Here is a 22,073-nt window from a genome sequence, read left to right on the forward strand (position 1 = left end):
GCACAAGCGTACCCGATCCCCATAAAAAGAGGCCGTTCGTCTGGTTCTCGAACAACAGCTGCAACGAGCCTGTCATGGAAGCAAACAGCAAGGAGATGATCATCCCCGTCAAGGCGACGCGTACTGGCTCCATCTGCTTCCCTGCCAGGACAACAACGAGTACGGAAGAAAGTACCGCGCCTGCCAATGCAACTAAAAAAGGAAAATCCCCAAGGATTGATGGAAAGAAGATCATCGAAACGACGACAAAGAAATAAGCCCCGGCATTGATGCCAAGCGTGCTTGCAGACGCCAACGGGTTATTCGTCAACGTCTGTAAAATGGCACCCGCAACAGCGAGCGCACCACCCGCTAAAATGCCGATTACCAAACGCGGAAGCCGGAGGGAAAGCACGATATCTTGGATGCGCCCCTCTACCCAAACCTCCTTCAAAAGTTGGGAAACTGTGTAATCGGCTTGACCTTGTGTCAGATGAATAAAGGATAAAACGACCAACAGGAAAAGACCGATGATCATAACGAACAACGATCTTTTCCCTGAAGACTTTCCCGCCATTATTTATTGACCATCGTATCGACGATTTGATTCAACAATGTTTCGGCTGATAGCGGACCTCCATATAACCAAGTGTCTCCACCAAGATCAAACAATCGATCTTCTTTGACAAAGTTCAAGTTTTTCCAAACAGCATTATCTTTCAATTGTTTCTCATATACATTGTCTTCATCTTGAACTGAATACAAATAGTTTGCATCCTCGTACTTCGTCAACCCTTCGACATTGAATGTGCTCGATCCGAATACTTCAAATTGATCCGGCACGTGCACGTTTTTCAAGCCAATCCTCTCGAGGATTTGGGAAGCCATGGAATTCGGTGTGAAAACGCGAATTTCAGGAGCTTGTGGACCCGTGTAAGCAAGCGTCAAGATGACATCTTTTGTCTTCAGGTCAGCTTTCTCAATTTCAGCTTTCGCTTCCTCATACTTCTCATCTAAATGCGCCATCACTTTATCAGCTTCGTCCTTCTTGTCTACCGCTTTCGCAATTTCATTGAAGGTCGTCGTCATTTCTTTGTACAAATCAATTGACTCGTCTTCTGGATACGGATTGAAGATGACCGTCGGAGCAATTTTCTCCAAATCCTTTAGCATTGCATCGTGACGGAAGCTGACCCCGATGATCAAATCCGGCTCAATTGCAGCAATCGCTTCCAAATTCGGCTCTTGCCTACCACCGACGTCAACGACATCATCATTCAATTCCGCATCGATATTCACCCAGTTGTGGTATTCCTGAATATCCGCCATACCCGCAGGCTGCATGCCCAGTGCAAGCAGATCTTCTGCATACGTCCACTCAAGAACGACAACTTTCTTCGCAGGCTTATCAAGCGTTACTTCGCCGTTCGAACCGACAATTGTTACACTGCTTTCAGACGACTCGCCGCCCGCGCCTTTATCTTCTGTTTTCTTTGATGAACAACCGGCCACCAAAATCACACTAAGAGCCAGCAATAAAAGTGCTTTCATAGATCTATTCATGTATTTCCCTCCACACTGATAATCATTATCAGTTAGTAGTGTAATCTTTTCGACTGTCATTTGTAAAGTGTTTTCAACAAATAAATGATTATCATTCTCAATTGGTTGAGAATATGGTATGCTTCTTAGTATTGAGTTCATTATTTTAGGATTAATGAAACGGAGGCATTCTAGTATGCACCCTACTATAAATACAAAAAACCTATCCATCGGCTACCAAGATCATCTTCTTTTTGAGAATTTGAATTTGGCGATACCACGTGGTGAAATCACCGTCTTTGTCGGAAGCAACGGTTGTGGAAAGTCAACATTGCTCCGTTCGATTGCGCGTTTGTTGAAGCCTTCGGACGGTTCGGTCTTGCTGGAAGGGAAAGATATCCATTCCATGTCCTCCCGCAATGTCGCGAAAAAGATGGGCATCCTTCCCCAAGGTCCCGTCTCACCGGAAGGATTGACGGTTCACGACCTCGTTAAACAAGGTCGTTATCCTCACCAATCATGGCTTTCCCGTTGGACTACGGAAGATACGAAGAAGGTCGAGGCAGCGATGGAAGCAACGAAAATTAGCGACCTTCGCGACCAGGCGATCGATACATTATCGGGCGGCCAGCGCCAGCGTGCATGGATTGCCATGACACTTGCCCAAGATACGGACGTCATTCTGTTGGATGAGCCTACGACATATCTTGACATGACGCACCAAATCGAAATTTTGGATCTCTTGTTCGAGTTGAATGAACAAAAAGGCCGCACGATCATCATGGTGCTCCATGACCTGAATTTAGCTTCCCGTTATGCCCATAATATTGTCGCCATTAAAGACGGCGGGGTTTACGAACAAGGAAGACCTGAAAATATTATCACTTGCGACCTCGTCCGCGCGGTGTTCGGCATGGAATGCCAAGTATCGACGGATCCCCTTTTCGGAACGCCGCACTGTGTTCCGTACGGTCGTGGACGCTGTGTCGTGCAGCAAGTAAGGAGCAATACAGGTGCCTAAGCTGAACGACGAGCACATTGCATCGTTGGAACGGTTTGGCGTGTTTCTGAACAGGCAGTCTGATGCATTTACGAACGCCCAAGCGATCTTGTCGGAAAGAGCGACAGCTGAATTGTTTTTGGAAATTCAAGCATTAACCGGCGCGCCGACTGATGCCGTAGCAGCTTCCGTTTATATGAGGAGACACGGTTTCTTCATGGCGGGGCTGTTCCATATGCTCAGCAAGTCCAACCTGCTCTATACCGGCAAATTGGAAGACATCTCTTTATTCATCGATAACGGGACGATACAGTTTTCCATTCCGCCGGATTCATTCAAGGATGTCCATGACCGGCACGAAGCGATCCTTTCCCTTCTCGGACAGCACGGACATCCAGTCACCGAATATATGAGCAAGCGCGCGCATATTTCCAAACTGATCCTGTGGGAGAATGTATGGGGTTATTTGCTATGGATGTATTCAATGCTTATCAACGAAGAGAACCCTGCTGCACAAAGTGACCTCGATTTCCTAGTGGATGATGAACCATGGAAACCGCATATGAGACGCTCGCCCTTTAAACAGTATTTGCAGAATGAAGAACCGCTTGAAGCCATGGCAAATTACAAACGGACGACTTGCTGCTTGTTAAAGGAACTGCCAGATACGGAGAAGTGTCCATATTGCCCGTTAAATAGAACATAAAACAGCCTACCATACCGTTTTTTCCGGTACGTGCAGGCTGTTTTTTATTGATTTCCCAACTGCAAAAACACCTTTGTGAACTGTTTAAAATCATCTATATGTTTATTTATTATCGATTCTAAAATATCAAGTTCTAAAGCTTGGTAATCATGAACAGCGATGTTGCGGAAGCCAACCATATTCATTAATGTTTTTGCAAGATCTGCTTCAATCAAACCCGCTTCGTGTAAAAGCTTAAATGCTTCACGACTCGTTTTTGGAACGCCTAGTTTTCGCTCGCTCACTACATGCATAGCCAAATCAATACTTGCTTCACAAGCACGTTGGATATTTAACACGATACTATCTTGTTTCGTGAAATCTGTTAAATTTTCAGGATTCCCTTCGTACACCTCATGAATACGTTTCAAACAGCGCTCAATCGTTGTCGTTTTGTTTAAAATGACATCATTCATCTCCATATACGCTACCCCTTTCCTTAATGTCATTTATAATCACGGCACGTTGCTCATTTAATGTTGCATACATACTATAGGCTCTCATTCTTTGACGGATAAATTCATTTTCATCCTGTAAATAGATAGGAATGCCTTGTGCAAAGATTTGCATCGTGAAAACCGTATCAATTTCTTTAATATCAACTAAGTCCACGTCTCGCCCGCCTATTAAGGCAAGCTCATTTGATAGCAGAAAACGATCATAAGATGATAGTTGCTTGTTGCTGAAATAAGCAAGATCAATGTCACTCTCTTCGCGTACCGTATCTTTTGCAAAAGAGCCAAAAAGGATAATGAAAGCTGGATTGACTTCTTGCTTTACCTTTTCAATAAGTTGTTCTTTAATTTCATTTGTTAGCACACATATCACCGCCTTACAAATAGTATAAGTGTTTATGGAAAAAACTGCACTTCGAGAATCACATCAGCCGTGAGGGTTCAAACCCATGCCAGTTCAAAGGATTAAGTATCCTTGACCCGTTGCTGCTTTAACGCAATCATAGTAGAAAAGTGTATTTTTTTAACGAACAGGGGAATATATATAAATATATACAAACGATTCTGGAGGAGATATCATTGTGGAAACGAATAAAAAAGAGGTGTTGGCTATGACGACGACTGCACAAAAATGGGGAGGAAGTATAGGCGTTCGTATTCCCCAAAGGATAGCAAAGAAATACGGTGTCGTTAATGGTACACAACTAGAGATCTCAGATGATGGTGAAAGAATCATCATTAGACCTGTTGAAAATGAGTTCACGTTGGAAGAATTACTAGCACAATGTGAAGGTGGCAACCCCCACCAGGAGTTTTTTAGTGAGCCTGCCGGAAGGGAAGAAATATAACAGATGCAAATTCCAGACAGAGGAGATATTATTTACTTGGATTGCAATCCTCAAACGGGTAGAGAGCAAGCTGGGAGAAGACCTGCGATTGTATTATCCCCTAAGAGATTCAATGAAACAACCGGCTATGCATCTGTATGTCCGATAAGCAATACAACAAGACAATGGGGCTTTCATGTTCATTTGCCTGAGGGTTTAGAAGTTGAAGGTGTAGTAATCCTTGATCAATTGAAAAATCTAGATTTTCGTGCTAGAAATGCAACAATAAAAGAAAAAGTTCCTGATGATGTGATTGAACTATGCTTAAAAAAGATCAGAACATTTTTATGAAAAAAGGTATTTCCGAGATTTGGGAATTACCTTTTTTCATTGCGATCTACAACTATAAAAAATGCTGGTACAGGATTGGAGCGATGCAGTAGGATTTCACTTGCTCGGTTTGGCCGGGCACCCATTCGACCGCTTTTTCAAGTTTTTCGATGATGAGGGTGCGGCCTGCCAATACTTCTTCCACATCGGGTGTCAGTTGGCGGTTCAAATAATCTTTTTTCGATAATCCGGATACGGCGATCATTTCATCCCTGTCACTGAACAAGGCAGGTGTTCCGAGGGTTTCGCATAGGGTGTAACTCCATTATTTACAACGGCTGCAAATATAACAAACTGGCACTGGTATTTAAGAGATGATAATTTTGTAGAACACTATGGTAATATCAAGTTATATCATAACAGTTTGCCAAAATGGGGTGCTGAGTAATTTGAAGACTGTATTCCTTCTAAGTTATGGATGTGATTTAGACCATAATAATATTGACTATTTAGTGAAGGAACGCCTTAAACCTTTTGCAAGATGTGAGGGAAACATATTGAACAAGAAAGTTTCACGACACCCAGAAATTCTTTTTATGTACGATGTTTACGATGTCAATCTGAATAAGCATGTGGACAATAAATATTACTTGGAAGAGTTTTTGATTAATGAAGCACATTTTCAAGCATTTGAGTATTCCCTTTCCAAATTAAAGGGCCATCATATTCAATGCCGACCTTTTGCACGTGGGCATTATGAACTTTCTATTAATGGCAAAAAATATTCCACACGCGTCTATCAAACGGCTGCAAACGACAAAGAATTGTTCTTTTTTGATGAGGAGGCAATTCATAATACTCGTCTTAGAGAAAAAAATCATGAACTGCCAATTGAACTTCAATGGCTGATTTTACCTAAAGATATAGACCAAACAGAAAGAGAAACCGCCATTTTCGATTGGATAAACGAAGTTCTAAATTTTATAGGTCAAATGAAGATAAAGCAATGAACTGTATTGCAAAAAAACAGCCCACCCACCCCGATTCTTCTCGGTGCGTGCAGGCTGTTTTTCATTGCTCCATTTGTTTCGCCAAAAAATGTGCTGCAGTTTCGGCTGCTTTTTGTTCGGCTTCTCCGATAAAATGGACTTTCGATAGTAAATAGACGGCGCCGATTGTGTCCCCGCCCGCTACGATTGGGGCGATGCAGTAGGATTTCACTTGCTCGACTTGTCCGGGCACCCATTCCACTGCCTTTTCAAGCTTTTCCGTAACGATGGTGCGGCCCTTTAAAATGTCTTCCACGTCCGGTGCCAATTGGCGGTTCAAATAATCTTTTTTCGATAATCCGGATACGGCGATCATTTCATCCCTGTCACTGATCAGGGCGGGTGTTCCGAGGGTTTCGTATAGTGTTTCTGCGTACTCTTTCGCAAATTGACCGAGCTCGGAAATAGGAGAATATTTCTTTAGAATAACCTCGCCATCCCTGTCGGTGAAGATTTCAAGCGGATCGCCCTCACGTATGCGAAGCGTCCGTCTGATCTCTTTCGGGATGACCACCCTACCCAGATCATCAATTCTGCGCACGATTCCTGTTGCTTTCATGCATGATGCCTCACTTTCCAAAAATTAAAACCGTCTTCCGTTCGGATATAGTATGCATCATGCTTGGACATTTTATGCAACAGTTCCTTTAGACGGAATCTGCTGGTGAAGGCTCTTTGATCGACGATTGTAAAATCCGCATCATCTCTTCTAGCACATCGAATTCGGTTTTCTTGCCTGTATGGCGTTCATCCACCGTGATGATCAGTCTTCCATCTTCCATTGTAAAACCGACAGCACGGCCGAATTCCATTGATTCCGAAACGATTTTAGCTCCATCTGTTTTGGCTGTCCCTTCTTCTGTTAGACGGATTTCAATGACAGAACGCTGTTTTTTAATTGATTCGACGCCTGCCATACGGCCCCATGCTTTTATCCTCCCCACACGAAGCAATAGGTCTGCCTCTAACGGAAGATCGCCGAACCGGTCTGTCATCTCATCGACAAGTTCAGAGTAATCCTCCACGCTTTCGATCGCTTTCACCCGTTTATACATTTGAATCTTTTGGAATCCATCTTTAATATACGAATCCGGTAAATAGGCATTGACCGGCAAAGAAATCTCGACATCTGGAATTTCCGATTTTACGATGCCTGTCTGTTTCTCTTCAATTGCGTCCTGCAGCATTTGGGAATACAAGTCGAAACCGACGGAATCGATGAAGCCGTGCTGCTGGGAGCCGAGCAAGTTTCCGGCTCCGCGAATCGACAAGTCCCGCATCGCGATTTTGAATCCGGATCCGAGCTCCGTAAATTCCTTGATTGCCTGCAGGCGATTTTCCGCAACCTCTGTCAATACTTTGTCCCGCTGATAGAGAAAATAACCATACGCAACACGGTTCGACCGTCCGACCCGTCCGCGCAGCTGGTACAGCTGGGATAAGCCCATCCGGTCCGCATCATGGACGATGAGCGTATTGACGTTCGGAATATCGATGCCTGTCTCGATAATCGTCGTCGTGACGAGGACGTCGTATTCACCTTCCAGGAAGCTCAAAATCACAGATTCAAGCGTCGATTCGGTCATTTGTCCGTGCGCGAAGGCGACCCTCGCTTCCGGTACGAGCTGCTTGATTTCATCGACTTTGCGTGTCATGTCTTCAACGCGGTTGTATAGGTAGAATACTTGCCCACCACGCCCCAGTTCGCGCTCAATCGCTTCTCTCACAAGACCGAAGTTATGTTCCATGACATATGTCTGGACCGGGAAACGGTTCGCTGGAGGCGTTTCGATGACGGACAGATCCCGTACGCCAAGCATCGACATATGCAATGTCCGTGGTATAGGCGTCGCCGTCAATGTGAGGACGTCCACATTCGTTTTCAGTTGTTTTAACTTCTCCTTATGCGATACGCCGAACCGCTGCTCTTCGTCGACGATAAGCAGACCGAGATCTTTATACGCGACGTCCTTGGAAAGGAGTCGATGAGTGCCGACGACAATATCGATCGTGCCGGCCTTCAGTCCTTTCAACGTTTCCGTCTGCTCTTTCCGCGTACGGAAACGATTCAATAGCGACACTTCAACCGGGAAACCGGAGAACCGCTCTTTCATCGTTTCGTAATGCTGCTGGGCAAGAATTGTCGTCGGCACAAGGAAAGCGACTTGTTTGCCGTCCGCAACCGCCTTGAACGCAGCCCGGATCGCCACTTCCGTCTTCCCGTATCCGACATCCCCGCAAAGGAGCCGATCCATCGGACGCTCCCGCTCCATATCGCGTTTAACTTCAGCAATGGATCTGAGCTGGTCTTCCGTCTCGTCGTATGGAAACGCATTTTCAAAGGAACGCTGCAAGTCGTCGTCTGAAGAGAACGCGTACCCTTTTTCAGCTTCGCGCTTCGCATAGAGCTTGATCAGATCATCTGCGATGTCCTTGACTGCAGAGGATACTTTGCTTTTCGTCTTTTTCCATTCAGCGCCGCCGAGTTTATGGAGTTTCGGCTCCTTCTCTCCGGAAGCGACATACTTCTGAATCAGATCAATTTGATCGGCAGGGACGAAAAGTTTGTCCTCTCCGCGATAGCGGATATCGAGATAGTCTTTATGGACACCGCCCACTTCGAGCGTCACGACGCCATAATATTTACCGATTCCGTGATGGACGTGGACGATATGGTCGCCGGGTTTTATTTCCGAATAGCTTTTGATGCGCTCCGCGTTCGTCATTTTCTGCGGACGGGCTTTTCTTTTCGGCTTCCCTTTGAATAGCTCGGCATCCGTAATGACTGCAAGACGTTGGAACGGCAATTCAAACCCCGCGGATAGATCCCCTTCGATGATGGAAATCGCTCCTGCCTCAGTCGGCTTGCCGTTCAATGCCGCATCCATCTCGTAATCTCTTAGAATCGATTGGACTTTCTTCATCCGTTCCTCGCCATCGGCAACGACGAAGACATTGTATTTCCCTTGCTGCCAACGCTCCATTTCGTTTTTCAACAAGTTCATCTGCCCGTGGAATTCCTGCATTGGCTTGCAGGAGAATGAAACGGTTTTTTTCAGGACGATGCCCGGCACCGCTCGGACGAACAACGATAAGTATGACTTCGGCTGATCGAGCATTTTGTGCATCTCTTCGAATGAAAACGATATTTTCGCATCATGAACGATTTTTCCATCCTCAAGAAGCGTCAGAAACCATTCCTTCTCTTCGCTTTCAAGGGAGGTAGATACTTCTAAGATCCTTCCGATTTCGTCAAATAGGACGATACCGTCTTTCGGAAAATAATCACCAATATAGGATGGAACCCTGTCCGAAAATGATACATACTTCATCATCCCTTCCGGAGTGATGCCGTCGCGCAAAAGTCCGATATCCCGTGTGATGTTCATTGTCAGTGATTCTTTCGCTTCTTCGTTCTTCATCCGCTTCAAGCTTGTTCGAAGGGCTTCTTCCAAGTTCGAGGCGATCTGCGATAGTTCGGAAACGTCCCACACGTATTCCGTTGCGGGAAGGATCGTCACTTCTGTCAGTTTATCGGTCGAGCGCTGATCCTCTGCGGAAAATGCCCGGATGGAGTCGACATCCGTGTCGAACAGCTCAATTCGGATCGGGTTTTCCATATTTAATGGATACACGTCCAAAATGCCGCCCCTTAGAGCGAAATCGCCCGGCGCGGTTACCATTTCCTGTCTTCCATAGCCCATTTCCACAAGCTTCCGCATCCATACGTCTACATCAATGCTGTCATCCAGATGGACAGATAAGGAATTATCAAGCCATCTTTCTTTCGGAGGGAGAAGTTTTTTCATTCCCGCAACAGGCGTAATATAAATCCCCTTGCCGACGCGCGCCATATGGTCGAGCGTATCGATCCGGCTCGCGCGCAGTTCATAACTGGACACGGAAAAATCGGCAGCGATCAATTCCTCTGCCGGATACAAATGAACGAGTGAATCGCCGAGCATCTTCACAAGGTCTTCGTATGTACGTTGTGCTTGCAGCATGTTGGGAGTGATGATCAGAATCGGCTTCTCTGCGGATTGGTGGACAGTCTTAAAAAGGACAGCCTTTGCACCGCCCGATAGGCCCGCCAGCAATTGACGGTCCTGTCCTGTTTTCAACTCCTCAACTACTTTAGTAATCTCTTTGTCTTGTAGAAATAAATCTATGAGCGCATCCAATGATTATTTTCCTCGCTTTGCTGTAATTGAAGTGAAAAAAGCTTTGCGCGTACGAAACGCCAAAGCAGAAATTCTATTGTATCCATTTCCGTAATGCATAGTAATCCGGATTCATTCGCATTGACTGTTCACATTGCTCACAAATGCAACGAACCGTCATCGAACCATTTTCATCATATTCCAAGAAACGCTCGCCTTGCCCTTCTTCCGCCTTCTGCAGTTCACGGATGATCTCTTCGGCAGATGAGAGCGGGATGCTGCCGACCTCGCTGTTGCAATGTCTGCATGAATAACGAATGTCTTTCGATTTCATCTGTTCCATCGGCCCCTTTTTAACAAAGTATAGGCTAGGGAGCCGATGATTATTCCTTATGAGCCATTATAGTTATTCATTACCTCTAAAAACGGGTTTTTAAGCCAATCCATACAGGCAGAAGCGCTTTTTTCCACCATCTCTTCAATAAGCGGCTGTTCTTCCTTGCTGAATGGGGACAGTACATAGTCTGGCACTTTCATGCCGCCAGTGGGACGGCCGATACCGATGCGTATCCTGTTGAAGGAATCAGAGCCAAGATGGGCAATCAATGATTTCATGCCGTTATGGCCGCCAGCGCTTCCTTTTTGACGCAATCGCAATTTGCCGGGAGCAAGATCCAGGTCGTCGTAGAGGACGACGATGTCTTCAAGCTCCACGTCATAATAATCCATGAGCGGCCCGACACATTCGCCGGAGAGATTCATATATGTCAAAGGTTTAACGAGCATCACTTTTCCTTCCGGGCGGTGGATGATCGTATAAGCGCCGTTGAATTTCAGTTGCATAGCGGGTGCATCTAGTCGACGGGCCAATTCATCGATTGCATGAAATCCGACGTTATGCCGGGTTTTCTCGTATTGCTTCCCCGGGTTTCCGAGTCCGATAATCATTTTCATAATGCGTATCTTCCTTTTGAATAAATTATAAAAAGGGCGCACGCTTTGCACGTGCGCTCCAACCATTATTATTCCTCTTTGTCACCGATGACTTCCGGCTCTGCATCCGCAGCGCCTGTATCGGCGTCAAGCTCTTCCAATTCCTCTTCGGAACGTGGAGCGGAGATGGTAACGAGTGCGTACTCATCATCCGTAATAATTTCAAACTTCGATTTCCCGCGCACATCTGCGACTGTCAATGTGTCGCCGATTTGCATTTCGGATATATCGATTTCGAACGACTCCGGAATATCCGATGGTTTGACTTTGATTGTCACTTCACGGTTCGGTTGCTGTACGACACCGCCTTCTTTCTCGCCGACGGATTCACCGACAAGATGTACCGTAACATCAACTTCAAGCTCTTCGGACATATCGATTGCGAGGAAGTCCGCGTGGCGGATATCGCCTTTCAAAGCATCTTCCTGGAAATCGTTCAATACGACGTTCAATTGATTGCCATCGACGTCGAGCTTGATGACACCATTGCGTCCAACTTCACGCAACGTTTTCAGTAGATCGCCCTCTTTTACGGCAATCGGTGTAGATTCTGTATTATATCCATAAACAACCGATGGGATAAACCCGTCTTTTCGTAATGCTGTCAAAGCTGATCTCGTTTTTGTTTCTCTTGGTTTCGACTGAATTGCTGTACTCATTTGCGTAGTCACCTTTCCTGAAAAAAGTATATTCTATCTCTTGAAATACCCAAAATCAGACGACATGAAACTAACTGACTTGCTTATTCAAACAATGTGCTGACAGATTTTTCTTCAAATACACGTTTAACTGCTTCTCCCAAAAGCTTCGCAATCGACAATTGCTTGATTTTCGGAGACTTTTTGCTTTCCGGCAGTTCGATTGAATTCGTAATGACCAATTCTTTAATTTGTGAATTGTCGATTCTTTCGATGGCAGGGCCGGACAACACTGGATGCGTACAGCAAGCGTACACTTCCTTTGCGCCATTCTCGATGATCGCGTTCGCAGCGATTGTAATCGTTCCGGCAGTATCGATGATATCATCGATTAGAATTGCTGTTTTTCCTTCGACGTTCCCTACGATGCTCATCACTTCGGCAACGTTCGGACGCGGACGGCGTTTGTCGATGATTGCAATTGGCGCTTTCATACGGTCTGCCATTTTACGTGCACGTGTAACGCCGCCATGATCCGGAGATACGATGACGAGTTCGTTGCCTTCCAAGCCTTTTCCTTTGAAGTATTCCGTTAGGATCGGCTCTGCTACGAGATGGTCGATTGGAATGTCAAAGAAGCCTTGGATTTGTGGCGCGTGTAAATCGATTGCGATAACACGGTCCGCACCCGCTTTTTCAAGCAAGTTCGCTACGAGCTTCGCCGTGATCGGTTCACGGGAACGCGCTTTGCGGTCTTGGCGTGCATAGCCATAATAAGGCATAACAACATTGATCGTACGGGCTGATGCGCGCATCAATGCGTCAATCATGATGAGGAGCTCCATCAGATTATCATTGACTGGGTTGGAGGTTGATTGGATGACAAAAACATCGCAACCTCGGATACTTTCTTCGATATTGATTTGAATTTCTCCGTCACTGAAACGTTTGACGGAGCACTTGCCGAGTGGGCGTCCGATTTCGTCCGCTACTTCCTGTGCAAGTGTTTCGTTTGAATTTAAAGAGAATATCTTCAGTTTATCATTAGGATAATGATTAGCCATCATGGTCCCCCTGGTTAGTTAAGATTTAATTTTGTTGCGTATCCTTCTTTATTCTCCTGTCGCGCGCGCCCAATTGCAAGTGAACTTTCTGGTACATCTTTTGTAATGGTCGATCCAGCCGCTACATAAGCGCCTTTGCCAACTTTTACAGGTGCGATCAAATTGGAGTTGCAGCCGACAAACGCGTTATCGCCGATTGTTGTTTGGTGCTTGTTTTTCCCATCGTAATTCACCGTGATCGTTCCGCAGCCGATGTTGACTTGTGTGCCGACTTCCGCGTCGCCGATATAGCTGAGGTGGGAAACCTTGCTTCCTTCTCCTAACATTGACTTTTTCACTTCGACAAAATTGCCGATTTTTACATTGTCGCTGAGTTTGGATTCCGGACGGATATGTGCGAACGGGCCTACTGTCGTACCGGAACCGATCGTACTGTCCCGTACCACTGACGAATGGATGGTTGTAGACTCGCCAATTTCGCTGTTGGCGATATGGCTGTTCGGTCCAATGATACATTTATCCCCGATGACCGTCTGTCCTTCGATCATCGTGCCTGGTTGAAGAACTGCATCCCTGCCGATTTTGGCATCCGCGCTAATATACGTGCTGCCCGGATCGATAATCGTCACGCCGTTTCGCATATGAGATTCTGCAATTCGTTGACGCATCACCTTTTCCGCCTCCGACAAGATGACTCGATCGTTAATGCCGATTGTTTCACTGAAATCGTCGGTTACATAGGCGGAGACCAGTGCTTGTTCAGCCTTTAGGATGCCAATTACATCAGGTAGATAGTATTCACCTTGCACATTGTCGTTCTTCACTTTTTTCAAAGCCTCGAACAGTGCACGGTTGTCAAAGCAGTATGTCCCCGTATTGATTTCGGTCACTTTCCGCTCTTCCTGAGAGGCATCCTTATGTTCGACATTGCGCAGGACGTTTCCTTGCTGATCCCGGATGATGCGGCCGTAGCCTGTAGGATCATCAGCATGCGCGGTTAGGATTGTCGCTTTCGCCTTCGTGTCGGAGTGGTGTGCGATCAATGCTTGCATCGTTTCCGATTTGATGAGCGGTGTATCTCCGCAGACGACGAGCGTAATCCCTTCGAGTTCGCCTAACCGGTCCTCTGCCTGCTGAACGGCATGCGCTGTGCCGAGCTGTTCTGCCTGAAGGGCATATTCGCTTTTGGCACCGAGTGTTTCTTCTACCATCTCTGCGCCATGGCCGACAATCGTTACGATTTTATCCGCGCCGATTCCGAGGATATGGTCGACAACGTGTTCGACCATCGGTTTTCCACAGACAGGATGCAATACTTTATATAAATCGGACTTCATCCGCGTCCCTTGCCCTGCAGCTAGGACGATGGCATATGTATTCGTCATTTGCTGGCCTCCATCCATAATTTCATTATTGACTATAGCCGAAAATAATATAAATTTCAACTATACCCACTTGACAACAGGCTATAATTCTTTTAATATTGTTCGTTTCTTTTTTTATTTGTGCATGAAAGTGGGAATTGCCTATAATAAGGGTCGTCCTTTACCCCTTTTTTGAGTGTGGAACCTTCTGCTTTGGGCGCTCGGCGGCTTTTGATTCAATGCTAAGACAACAAAAAAGCTGTCACAGAAAGTCAATATCTACTGACTTCTGTACAGCCTCTTTGGTGCCTTTCCCTCTAACTTACGCTCCTGCTTCTTCCAGCACTCCTTTTTCCTCGACCATATGATACGCAGTCAGGACGGCTTCTTGGACTTTCATCCTTGCCGATGTATTGATTGGGTGTGCGACATCACGGAATTCCCCTTCTGGTGTTCGTTTGCTCGGCATCGCGACAAACAATCCGTCATTCCCCTCAATGACACGAATGTCGTGCACAACAAATTCACCATCCAAGGTAATCGATGCGATCGCCCTCATTCGGCCGTCCGTCTCAACTTTCCTCAGTCTTACATCTGTTACCTCCATTATTTCCCCACTCCCTTTGTTATTTCATCTAGCTCCGGGCGCCAGAGACTCCCCAGCGCTTTTTAACATTCCATTGCTCATCAATTTACATTCTACAAAAGTAAGCATTTCCCTTTTATTTTTTCAAACTTTTTCTAAAAAACTTTTGTGTAGCCTTTTTCAGCATAAAAAAGATGAAGGAAAAGCATTGCTTTCCTTCACCTGTTTAAAAGACTTGTTCTATTTATTCACCAGCAAGGGCGATGACTTCGATTTCAACTGACGCATCTTTCGGCAGTCTTGCTACTTCAACAGTCGAGCGCGCAGGGGTGTGCGAACCGAAATGTTGTGCATAAACATCATTCAATGCTGCGAATTGGTTCATGTCCTTGATGAACACAGTTGCCTTGATGACTTGCTCAAGAGAAGATCCTGCTTCTTTCAATACAGCTTTCAAGTTCGCAAAGACCTGGTTCGTCTGCTCTTCGATCGTTCCTTCGACGAGCAAACCATCCGGTGTCATCGGCAGTTGTCCGGATGTGTATACCAATCCGTTCACTTTCACTGCTTGTGCATAAGGTCCGATTGCTTTCGGCGCGTTTTCTGTAGCTACGTAGTTCATTCCGTTTTTCCACCCTTCATGAAATAATTGCCTTCTTCAAGTTCGATTGTGCGGTCCTTCTCATTCACTGCATGTAATTTAACCAAAGAGAGATAATCGTCAACGAGGACTTCCTCTGCATGTTCCGCCTCTACTAGAACAGCGATGCCCGCAAGCTCGCAGTCGAATTCCTCGAGCAGGTTCTTCATACCGGCCATCGTTCCGCCGGCTTTCATGAAGTCATCGGTGATCAATACCCTTTTGCCGCTTTTCATGCTTCTTTTTGATAATACCATTGTCTGGATACGACGTGTAGAACCGGACACATAATTGATGCTAACAGTAGATCCTTCCGTCACTTTGCTGTCCCTTCGGACGATGACGACCGGGACATTCAAATGGCGTGCTATCGCGTGGGCAATCGAAATGCCTTTTGTCGCCACCGTCATGATTACGTCAATCTCTGTGTCTCCGAATGCGGATGCAAATACTTTTCCAATGCGATCCATCATTTTAGGATCCCCTAAAAAATCCGTCATATATAAATAGCCGCCAGGCAACAAGCGATCCGACCGACCAAGATTCTCTTTTATAAGTGCCATCACTTCACGAACTTCCGTTTCAGAGACTAGCGGAATGTATTTCACCCCTCCAGCAGCTCCCGATACAGTCATCAGTTTGCCTGTCCCATTCTCTTCGAACGTTTCCTTGATGATCGTCAAATCTTCACTGATGGATGACTTGGCCGCTTGATAGCGCTCGGAGAAGAAAGTGAGCGGTATGAGTGTATGAGGATTTTCTAATAGGTGACGCGTCATATCGACGAGTCTTCCGCTCCTTTTCCACTTCATGATTAACAACCCCTAAATCCGAATGTTTTATTCGTACAATATCATAATTGTACGTCTTTAATCAAGAAGAAAACGTTCCCCTGTCATTCTGACTGCGTGGACTTCCTTGCAAAAGCCTTTTAATCCATTGTAGATCCTCGACACTCTGGCCTCTTGCCTGACGAATCCGAATACGGTCGGTCCGCTTCCACTCATCAATACCGCATCTGCACCGAACTGTTCCATTTTTTCTTTTAACACGACGACCTGCGAGTGCATTTTCATCGTCACAGGTTCCAAAACATTGCCCAAGGATGCGCACATCTTTTCGTAATTCCCAGAATGCAACGCTTCGAGCATACCTGCTGTGTCGGGATGCTTGATGGAATTGACATCGAGATTCCGATAGATATCCGCCGTAGAAACAGAGATGGAAGGCTTTGCGAGGATGACCCAGCAGTTGGGTGGTGCCGGTAAATGCTGTATCCGCTCCCCGCGCCCTGTCGCAAGCGCCGTCCCTCCGTGAACACAGAATGATACGTCCGATCCGATTTTTGCGCCGATATCCGCTAATTCGTCCGCACTCAGCTGCAGCTTCCATAGCCGGTTTAGTCCGCGCAGTGTTGCTGCGGCATCAGAACTGCCGCCTGCAAGACCTGCGGCAACCGGAATTTTTTTGTCGAGCATTATTTCGACACCGTCGCGGATGCCGAATTTTCGTCTCAATAGGTCCGCTGCTTGATAGGCTAGATTTTTCCGGTCATTCGGCACGAACCGTTCGGACACTCTCATATTGATATGCCCGTCATCCGATGGGCGAAGCCAGACGCGGTCAGCCAAATCGACTGTCGTCATGATCATTTCCACTTCATGAAAACCGTCGGGGCGTTTATGTAGGACATCGAGTGTCAGGTTGATTTTTGCAGGTGCTTTCTCATATAACATCCAGCCCCCTCCATTCCAAGCTTGTCATTGTTCCCTATTTTACCACAGGGCGAATGGATTTCATCCTGAAAAATTACAAATGCGAAGAGTGGCTACTTAAAGGCGACAGAAATCTTTCTGAAATGATTGAGTTGAAAGTACCAAAATGACAATACATCTTGGGAAATGATCGATAACTTTCGGGAAATAATTGATATTCCTTTCGATTTGATTGATATATGCTGGGAAATAACCGAAAACCGTGAGGAAATAATCGATATTTATACGAATGAAGATTTGATAACAGCTTTTTCCACTAAACTTTATTTGACCGGAGACATAGATTCCACCTGACAGAAAAGAGCTGCACGGCGTCTGTGACGACATCCGTGCAGCTCTTCCTTTGTCAGTCGTTCATGAGATGGGTGGATCTTAGCTGTCGTTCCGTCTTTCCGCCATTCCACGCTCAGCCATCTGAATGGCATGTTTCACCATATTACCGGCGTCACGCGATTTGATGCCTCCCCAACCTTCCCGCTGAACAACATCGTAAAAGCCAAGCTCTTTCGCAATCTCTTCCTTCAAGTGCTCAGACATTATACTACGCCTTCTCGCCATTAGGTTTTCCCTCCTTATCGACTGACAACTCTAGTATGAGCAATGGGCATAAAAAAACACCTATGCGCCTCCGTAAAGGAAGGCATAGGCATTTTTAATAAAAAACAATACATTGATTGCTATAAAAAACTATTTGACGATGAACGCAGTGGCGTCTCCGTCATCCAGAACTGTTATTTCGACTGCTTCAGTCAAAATATCCGCGTAGCTGTAAGATACCCTTTCAAAAGCATTTTCATCCTGGTCCAGTTCAACAACAAAAACTGCCCGATACGTCTCACGAAGGACTCCGGCACGTTCAATCGTTTTCTTACGGCCGCCGTTTGCTCTTAAGTGCAAACGTTTCCCCAGGTGAGCATCCAATGACTTCTTAATGTCCGCTAATGTTTTTGGCACGTCGCTTACACCTCACTGGATACTAGTATAACACTTTTAAAAAGTTCTGTCAATTAAAAGAAGAATTTTATCAGTAAAACGTTGTCACTGTCAATTCTTTTTTTGCTTTTTTCGATGGATACAGCCAAAAAACGCATCTGTTATTACGATTTTTTGAACTCTTCGTACAGGGCGTTCGACAACTCCCCAAACTCTTCAATGGATAATGTCTCGCCTCTCCTGCCCGAATCCATGCCAATCCGCTCGAATGCCTTTAGAATCTGCTCCTTCTTCGCCTTCCCATCTGGCAAGGAGGACTGCAGATTGTTCAGCAACGTCTTCCTTCTTTGGACGAATGAACCCCTCGCCACTGCGAACAGGAAGTCCTCGTCTTTCACGTCCACAGGCGGCTCCGCTTTTTTTGTCAACTTCAATACCGCCGATTCGACATTCGGCTGCGGGATGAACACCGTTTTCGGCACAATCATCGAAACTTCGGCATCCATGTAATATTGGACCGCAATCGACAGTGATCCATATGCCTTCGTGCTCGGGGATGCCGTGATGCGATCGGCCACTTCTTTCTGCATCATGATCACCATCCCGCGGATCGGAACTTTTCCGAGCAAAAATTTCATAATGATTGGCGTCGTCACATAATAAGGGAGATTCGCTACGACGACAATATCGTCATATTCGCTGAATTGCTCCTCGACGATTTTATTCAAATCTGCCTCAAGAACGTCCTGGTTGATGATCGTGACGTTGTCATACGGCGATAATGTATCTTCCAACACAGGCAAAAGGCGTCCATCGATTTCAAATGCGACGACCTTGCCCGCAGTCCTTGCAAGGTGTTCCGTTAATGCCCCGATGCCCGGACCAATTTCGATGACACCCGTCTTGTCCGTCAAGTCAGCATGCGAAACGATATTACGTAAAATATTTGGGTCGATCAAAAAGTTTTGCCCTAAACTCTTTTTAAATGAAAACCCATGCTTCTCTAAAATTTCCTTCGTTCTAATGGGTGTTGCAATATCCCTATTCATGGCCATCCTCCTCGTGCAGGACTTTCAATGCCTCCATTAATTGATGTTGCCCAATCCGGAACATTTCAAGTCTTTTTTTCAAACCTTTGCCGTTCACTTGTCCGATTTGCAGTATTTCGCTTACCCTGTCCCGCCGCTTTTTCGCGTCGGGATGTCCAACAAGCCTTTCCTCAAGCAGTACGCGAAGAGGTATCTCCTCGATAGGTTTGACATCGACGGAGTAGACCGCTTTAAGTGCTCTTTGGATATCTTCATCTTTCGCATGCTCGATGCCGAGTCCTTGCCCGTTTTTCGCGATTGTTTTCGATTTATGCAAAAATGCATGTTTGACACCTGGAATCCGTTCTTCGATGATGGAGCGGATTCTTCTACCCGGAAAGTCGGGGTCGGTAAATACGATGACCCCTCGTGTTTCCTGAGCAAGTCGGATTTTATCCAACGTCTTTTCGTCGATCGCCGACCCATTCGTCTCGATTGTATCCGCCCCTGTCGCTCTTTTGATAGCAACTGTATCCGATTTTCCCTCAACGACAATAATTTCCTTTATATTCACGATGCCCCTCATTTCGTTAGGTTACGTTTGTTTAATTTTACGTGTTGCTGCGGCCATTGTACAGGCAATCGAATAGCATTGGGTTCGATTTGTTCGTTAAGTCAATAATTATGTGAAATCATGAAAAAAACCGCAGGACTGGTTAGCCCCACGGATCGATGCGGAAAAACATGACTGCTATGAAATTAGTCGATCACTTTGATTTTCACTGTACGACGGCCAAAATTGTATGCTGCCGCCTTTGTCGGTACATGAAGGTCGATCTTTTTCCCTTTGATTGCGCCGCCAGTGTCTCCTGCGATGGCGTATCCGTATCCTTCAACCCATACTTTGGAGCCGAGCGGAATCACGCTGGGATCTACTGCGATGACTTTCAGATTCGGGTTGGCTCGCAGGTCGATGCCTGTTGCCGTTTTTCCTGTGCAACCATTACAGTGCGCAGTGTAAGCAGTCGCAGTGACATAGAATTCCTTCCCGCCGGATGGTGCTGAAGAGCTGCCGCGGGATACGGCGACATTCGATTTTTTATTATAGGCGCTTGCCACTACCACTTTGGAACCGACCGCAACAATTTTCTTTTGCGGTTCCTCAATGACTCTTTCGCTCAATAACGTACGAGATACTTCCTTGCCATTCTCTTTGACAATTTCAAACTTGCGCTCAACAGACCCCTTCTTGCCTTCTTGGACAATCTTTTCGCGTCCTTTCAGCAATTTGGCATCACTTTTTGTTACGACTGCGAAGTTTGTTGGTTCTTCCACTACATCGGTGACCTTTTCTACCCGCACGACTTCAACTATCGAACCGGGCTTCACGAATCCGTCCGCCTTTCGATTTAGTTTGTCGTGTTCATTCAATTGAATGTTCTCTCTCTTTAAAAAGTCAGCGACCGTAGTCGAAGTTGACCATCTTTGTTTCTCGTTTCCGCCATCGATAAGCGTCAATTGGAACGCTTTTTGAACATTGATTTGTAGATCTTCTCCGAGGTTTTCATCCAGATTTGGCATGACTACATCATATTCCATAAGGTCAATGCCGGCAGCGGCTAGAATATCGCCGACTTTCCGTTCCGTCGTCCAAATCTTTTCTGTTTCCTTACCTGTTTGAATCTCTACTTGCTTTGCCTGTTCCCACCTGATCGATAATCCTTCTTCGATCGGGGTATTCACTGAGGGTGTTACTAGATCGCGTTCGGCAATTTCGATATCCTCACTGGATAGAAGTTGCCCAACTGTATGTGCAGATGTTTTTATTTCAATTTGCTCATCGTTCACATGAAGTGTGACCGATTTCTTAGATCCTTCGTAAAGAACAAGTGAAATGATTGAAACAAATAGCGCAAATGCGAATGCAAATGCAACAACCCCTATTTGTTTACTCCTCAATGACATCGAGAACAGATTTTTCATGGTACTTTTTATCATGAAAAAACTCCTCCTTTATCACTCGGCAAATTATATAGCTTCCTTTTCGACGTGTCAACCCAATAGGATTTCAACTTTTCCCATTGATGATGGATGAATTCAATTAGGAAGCCGTACAATCAGCCTCCGCATTACTTCGGAATACGGAAGATCTTCAAAGCATTTTCGGTCGTTCGTTTTGCCACTTCTTCAACCGGAATGTCCTTCAGACGGGCGATTTCCTCTGCCACGAGCGTGACGAGCGCTGGCTCATTTCGTTTGCCGCGATGAGGATGTGGTGCAAGGTATGGAGCATCAGTTTCAATCAATAAATGATCTAACGGAATATCCGTTGCGACTTGCTTCGGCATTTTGGCATTTTTGAAGGTGACAGGGCCGCCAAGTGAAATCAGGAAATTCAAATCAATACATTCTTTCGCAGTCTCGACGCTTCCGCCATAGCAATGCATGATACCGCCAGTTATTCCGGCTTCCTCTTCCTTCAAAATCCTGACGACATCACCTGTCGCATCGCGATTATGGATGATGATGGGCAAATCGACTCTTTGCGCAAGGCGGATCTGCTTGCGGAACAATTCCTGCTGAATGTCCTTTGGCGATTTGTCCCAGTAATAATCAAGACCTGTTTCCCCAATGCCTACGACTTTCGGATGCGCCGCTAGGGATTCAATCCACTCCAAATCTTTTTCGGTACAATCAATAGCGTCTACAGGATGCCAGCCGATGACCGCGTAAATGAACGGGTATTGCTCAGCAAGCTCCATCGCTTTCTCGATCGTCACACGATCGAAGCCGACGACGACCATTTTATTGACCCCTGCGTCTATTGCGCGTTGGATAACTTCTTTTACGTCTTCTTCGTATTGGTCCGCATTTAAATGGACATGAGTATCGATATACATTCGGCGTCTCTCCTCACAGACTTCATTCTATTTCAATGGATGATGTCTTACGTTACAGTATGGTG

General features: G+C 45.9%; 26 protein-coding genes and 1 pseudogene. 5 read left to right on the plus strand and 22 right to left on the minus strand.

Annotated elements, in window-relative coordinates; translation table 11 throughout:
- Both AWV70_RS08005 and AWV70_RS08010 read right to left on the minus strand, forming a co-directional pair.
- The coding region (locus AWV70_RS08005; RefSeq protein ID WP_153009929.1) for an iron chelate uptake ABC transporter family permease subunit at positions 1-517 on the minus strand (517 nt) is incomplete at its 3' end.
- 38 nt (positions 518-555) lie between these two features.
- Positions 556-1,542 (minus strand): ABC transporter substrate-binding protein, encoded by a 987-nt coding sequence (locus tag AWV70_RS08010; RefSeq protein WP_060205940.1) that lies wholly within the window; start codon positions 1,540-1,542, stop codon positions 556-558.
- Between the two features lie 175 nt (positions 1,543-1,717).
- Here AWV70_RS08010 and AWV70_RS08015 point away from each other — a divergent pair, with 175 nt between their 5' ends.
- Positions 1,718-2,542 (plus strand): ABC transporter ATP-binding protein, encoded by an 825-nt coding sequence (locus AWV70_RS08015; RefSeq protein WP_060205942.1) that lies wholly within the window; start codon positions 1,718-1,720, stop codon positions 2,540-2,542.
- Complete coding sequence (locus tag AWV70_RS08020; protein WP_060205944.1) at positions 2,535-3,227, plus strand: IucA/IucC family C-terminal-domain containing protein; 693 nt, start codon at positions 2,535-2,537, stop codon at positions 3,225-3,227. Before AWV70_RS08015 ends, AWV70_RS08020 begins: the two co-directional genes overlap by 8 nt.
- Positions 3,228-3,271: 44 nt before the next feature.
- Here the strand turns inward: AWV70_RS08020 and hepT are convergent, their stop codons facing one another.
- Both hepT and mntA read right to left on the minus strand, forming a co-directional pair.
- Positions 3,272-3,682, minus strand: coding sequence for a type VII toxin-antitoxin system HepT family RNase toxin (gene hepT, locus AWV70_RS08025; RefSeq protein ID WP_060206016.1), 411 nt, complete (start codon positions 3,680-3,682; stop codon positions 3,272-3,274).
- Positions 3,675-4,085, minus strand: coding sequence for a type VII toxin-antitoxin system MntA family adenylyltransferase antitoxin (gene mntA / locus AWV70_RS08030; protein WP_060205946.1), 411 nt, complete (start codon positions 4,083-4,085; stop codon positions 3,675-3,677). Before mntA ends, hepT begins: the two co-directional genes overlap by 8 nt.
- A gap of 217 nt (positions 4,086-4,302) precedes the next feature.
- Here mntA and AWV70_RS08035 point away from each other — a divergent pair, with 217 nt between their 5' ends.
- Together AWV70_RS08035 and AWV70_RS08040 are read left to right on the plus strand one after the other, a co-directional pair.
- Positions 4,303-4,569, plus strand: a complete 267-nt coding sequence (locus AWV70_RS08035) for an AbrB/MazE/SpoVT family DNA-binding domain-containing protein (RefSeq protein WP_235588578.1) — start codon at positions 4,303-4,305, stop codon at positions 4,567-4,569.
- A 3-nt stretch (positions 4,570-4,572) separates the two neighbouring features.
- Positions 4,573-4,899, plus strand: a complete 327-nt coding sequence (locus AWV70_RS08040; RefSeq protein ID WP_060205948.1) for a type II toxin-antitoxin system PemK/MazF family toxin — start codon at positions 4,573-4,575, stop codon at positions 4,897-4,899.
- Positions 4,900-4,951: 52 nt separating this feature from the next.
- On the opposite strand, the pseudogene AWV70_RS08045 reads toward AWV70_RS08040, so the two are convergent.
- Positions 4,952-5,182, minus strand: a pseudogene (locus tag AWV70_RS08045) (stage V sporulation T C-terminal domain-containing protein); the annotation flags it as partial.
- Positions 5,183-5,435: 253 nt separating this feature from the next.
- Here AWV70_RS08045 and AWV70_RS08050 point away from each other — a divergent pair.
- Positions 5,436-5,888, plus strand: a complete 453-nt coding sequence (locus tag AWV70_RS08050; protein WP_160327638.1) for a hypothetical protein — start codon at positions 5,436-5,438, stop codon at positions 5,886-5,888.
- 61 nt (positions 5,889-5,949) lie between these two features.
- Here the strand turns inward: AWV70_RS08050 and spoVT are convergent, their stop codons facing one another.
- From spoVT to AWV70_RS08135, 17 genes are all read right to left on the minus strand, one after another.
- Positions 5,950-6,486, minus strand: coding sequence for a stage V sporulation protein T (gene spoVT / locus AWV70_RS08055; RefSeq protein WP_060205952.1), 537 nt, complete (start codon positions 6,484-6,486; stop codon positions 5,950-5,952).
- 88 nt (positions 6,487-6,574) lie between these two features.
- Complete coding sequence (gene mfd / locus AWV70_RS08060; RefSeq protein ID WP_060205954.1) at positions 6,575-10,108, minus strand: transcription-repair coupling factor; 3,534 nt, start codon at positions 10,106-10,108, stop codon at positions 6,575-6,577.
- A gap of 73 nt (positions 10,109-10,181) precedes the next feature.
- Positions 10,182-10,430, minus strand: coding sequence for an anti-sigma-F factor Fin (locus AWV70_RS08065; RefSeq protein ID WP_235588580.1), 249 nt, complete (start codon positions 10,428-10,430; stop codon positions 10,182-10,184).
- Positions 10,431-10,477: 47 nt separating this feature from the next.
- Complete coding sequence (gene pth / locus AWV70_RS08070) at positions 10,478-11,041, minus strand: aminoacyl-tRNA hydrolase (protein WP_060206022.1); 564 nt, start codon at positions 11,039-11,041, stop codon at positions 10,478-10,480.
- Between the two features lie 68 nt (positions 11,042-11,109).
- A complete protein-coding gene (locus AWV70_RS08075; RefSeq protein ID WP_060205956.1) occupies positions 11,110-11,739 on the minus strand; it encodes a 50S ribosomal protein L25/general stress protein Ctc in 630 nt (209 codons plus the stop codon).
- Between the two features lie 83 nt (positions 11,740-11,822).
- Positions 11,823-12,782, minus strand: coding sequence for a ribose-phosphate diphosphokinase (locus AWV70_RS08080; RefSeq protein WP_060205958.1), 960 nt, complete (start codon positions 12,780-12,782; stop codon positions 11,823-11,825).
- Between the two features lie 14 nt (positions 12,783-12,796).
- Positions 12,797-14,167 carry a bifunctional UDP-N-acetylglucosamine diphosphorylase/glucosamine-1-phosphate N-acetyltransferase GlmU gene (glmU, locus tag AWV70_RS08085; protein WP_060205960.1) on the minus strand — a complete coding sequence of 457 codons (1,371 nt, stop codon included), beginning with the start codon at positions 14,165-14,167 and terminating at the stop codon, positions 12,797-12,799.
- Between the two features lie 301 nt (positions 14,168-14,468).
- Positions 14,469-14,753: a septation regulator SpoVG gene (spoVG, locus tag AWV70_RS08090; RefSeq protein WP_060205962.1), complete on the minus strand. Its 285-nt coding sequence runs from the start codon at positions 14,751-14,753 to the stop codon at positions 14,469-14,471.
- A gap of 223 nt (positions 14,754-14,976) precedes the next feature.
- Positions 14,977-15,354 carry a RidA family protein gene (locus AWV70_RS08095; protein ID WP_060205964.1) on the minus strand — a complete coding sequence of 126 codons (378 nt, stop codon included), beginning with the start codon at positions 15,352-15,354 and terminating at the stop codon, positions 14,977-14,979.
- Complete coding sequence (gene purR / locus AWV70_RS08100; RefSeq protein WP_060205966.1) at positions 15,351-16,184, minus strand: pur operon repressor; 834 nt, start codon at positions 16,182-16,184, stop codon at positions 15,351-15,353. The genes AWV70_RS08095 and purR overlap by 4 nt, the downstream gene beginning before the upstream one ends.
- Before the next feature lie 57 nt (positions 16,185-16,241).
- Positions 16,242-17,108: a 4-(cytidine 5'-diphospho)-2-C-methyl-D-erythritol kinase gene (gene ispE / locus AWV70_RS08105; protein WP_060205968.1), complete on the minus strand. Its 867-nt coding sequence runs from the start codon at positions 17,106-17,108 to the stop codon at positions 16,242-16,244.
- 411 nt (positions 17,109-17,519) lie between these two features.
- Positions 17,520-17,705, minus strand: a complete 186-nt coding sequence (locus tag AWV70_RS08110; protein ID WP_060205970.1) for a small, acid-soluble spore protein, alpha/beta type — start codon at positions 17,703-17,705, stop codon at positions 17,520-17,522.
- Between the two features lie 129 nt (positions 17,706-17,834).
- The gene (veg, locus tag AWV70_RS08115; protein WP_060205972.1) at positions 17,835-18,101 is read right to left on the minus strand and encodes a biofilm formation stimulator Veg; all 267 of its coding nucleotides are present in this window, start codon (positions 18,099-18,101) and stop codon (positions 17,835-17,837) included.
- 143 nt (positions 18,102-18,244) lie between these two features.
- Entirely contained in the window at positions 18,245-19,129 is an 885-nt protein-coding gene (gene rsmA / locus AWV70_RS08120) for a 16S rRNA (adenine(1518)-N(6)/adenine(1519)-N(6))-dimethyltransferase RsmA (RefSeq protein WP_060205974.1), read from the minus strand.
- Positions 19,122-19,682, minus strand: a complete 561-nt coding sequence (gene rnmV / locus AWV70_RS08125; protein WP_060205976.1) for a ribonuclease M5 — start codon at positions 19,680-19,682, stop codon at positions 19,122-19,124. Before rnmV ends, rsmA begins: the two co-directional genes overlap by 8 nt.
- 185 nt (positions 19,683-19,867) lie before the next feature.
- Complete coding sequence (locus AWV70_RS08130) at positions 19,868-21,106, minus strand: G5 and 3D domain-containing protein (RefSeq protein WP_060205979.1); 1,239 nt, start codon at positions 21,104-21,106, stop codon at positions 19,868-19,870.
- A gap of 131 nt (positions 21,107-21,237) precedes the next feature.
- A complete protein-coding gene (locus tag AWV70_RS08135; protein WP_060205981.1) occupies positions 21,238-22,008 on the minus strand; it encodes a TatD family hydrolase in 771 nt (256 codons plus the stop codon).
- Between the last annotated feature and the right edge of the window lie 65 nt (positions 22,009-22,073).

The organism is Sporosarcina koreensis, assembly GCF_001531445.1.
GTDB lineage: Bacteria > Bacillota > Bacilli > Bacillales_A > Planococcaceae > Sporosarcina > Sporosarcina koreensis_C.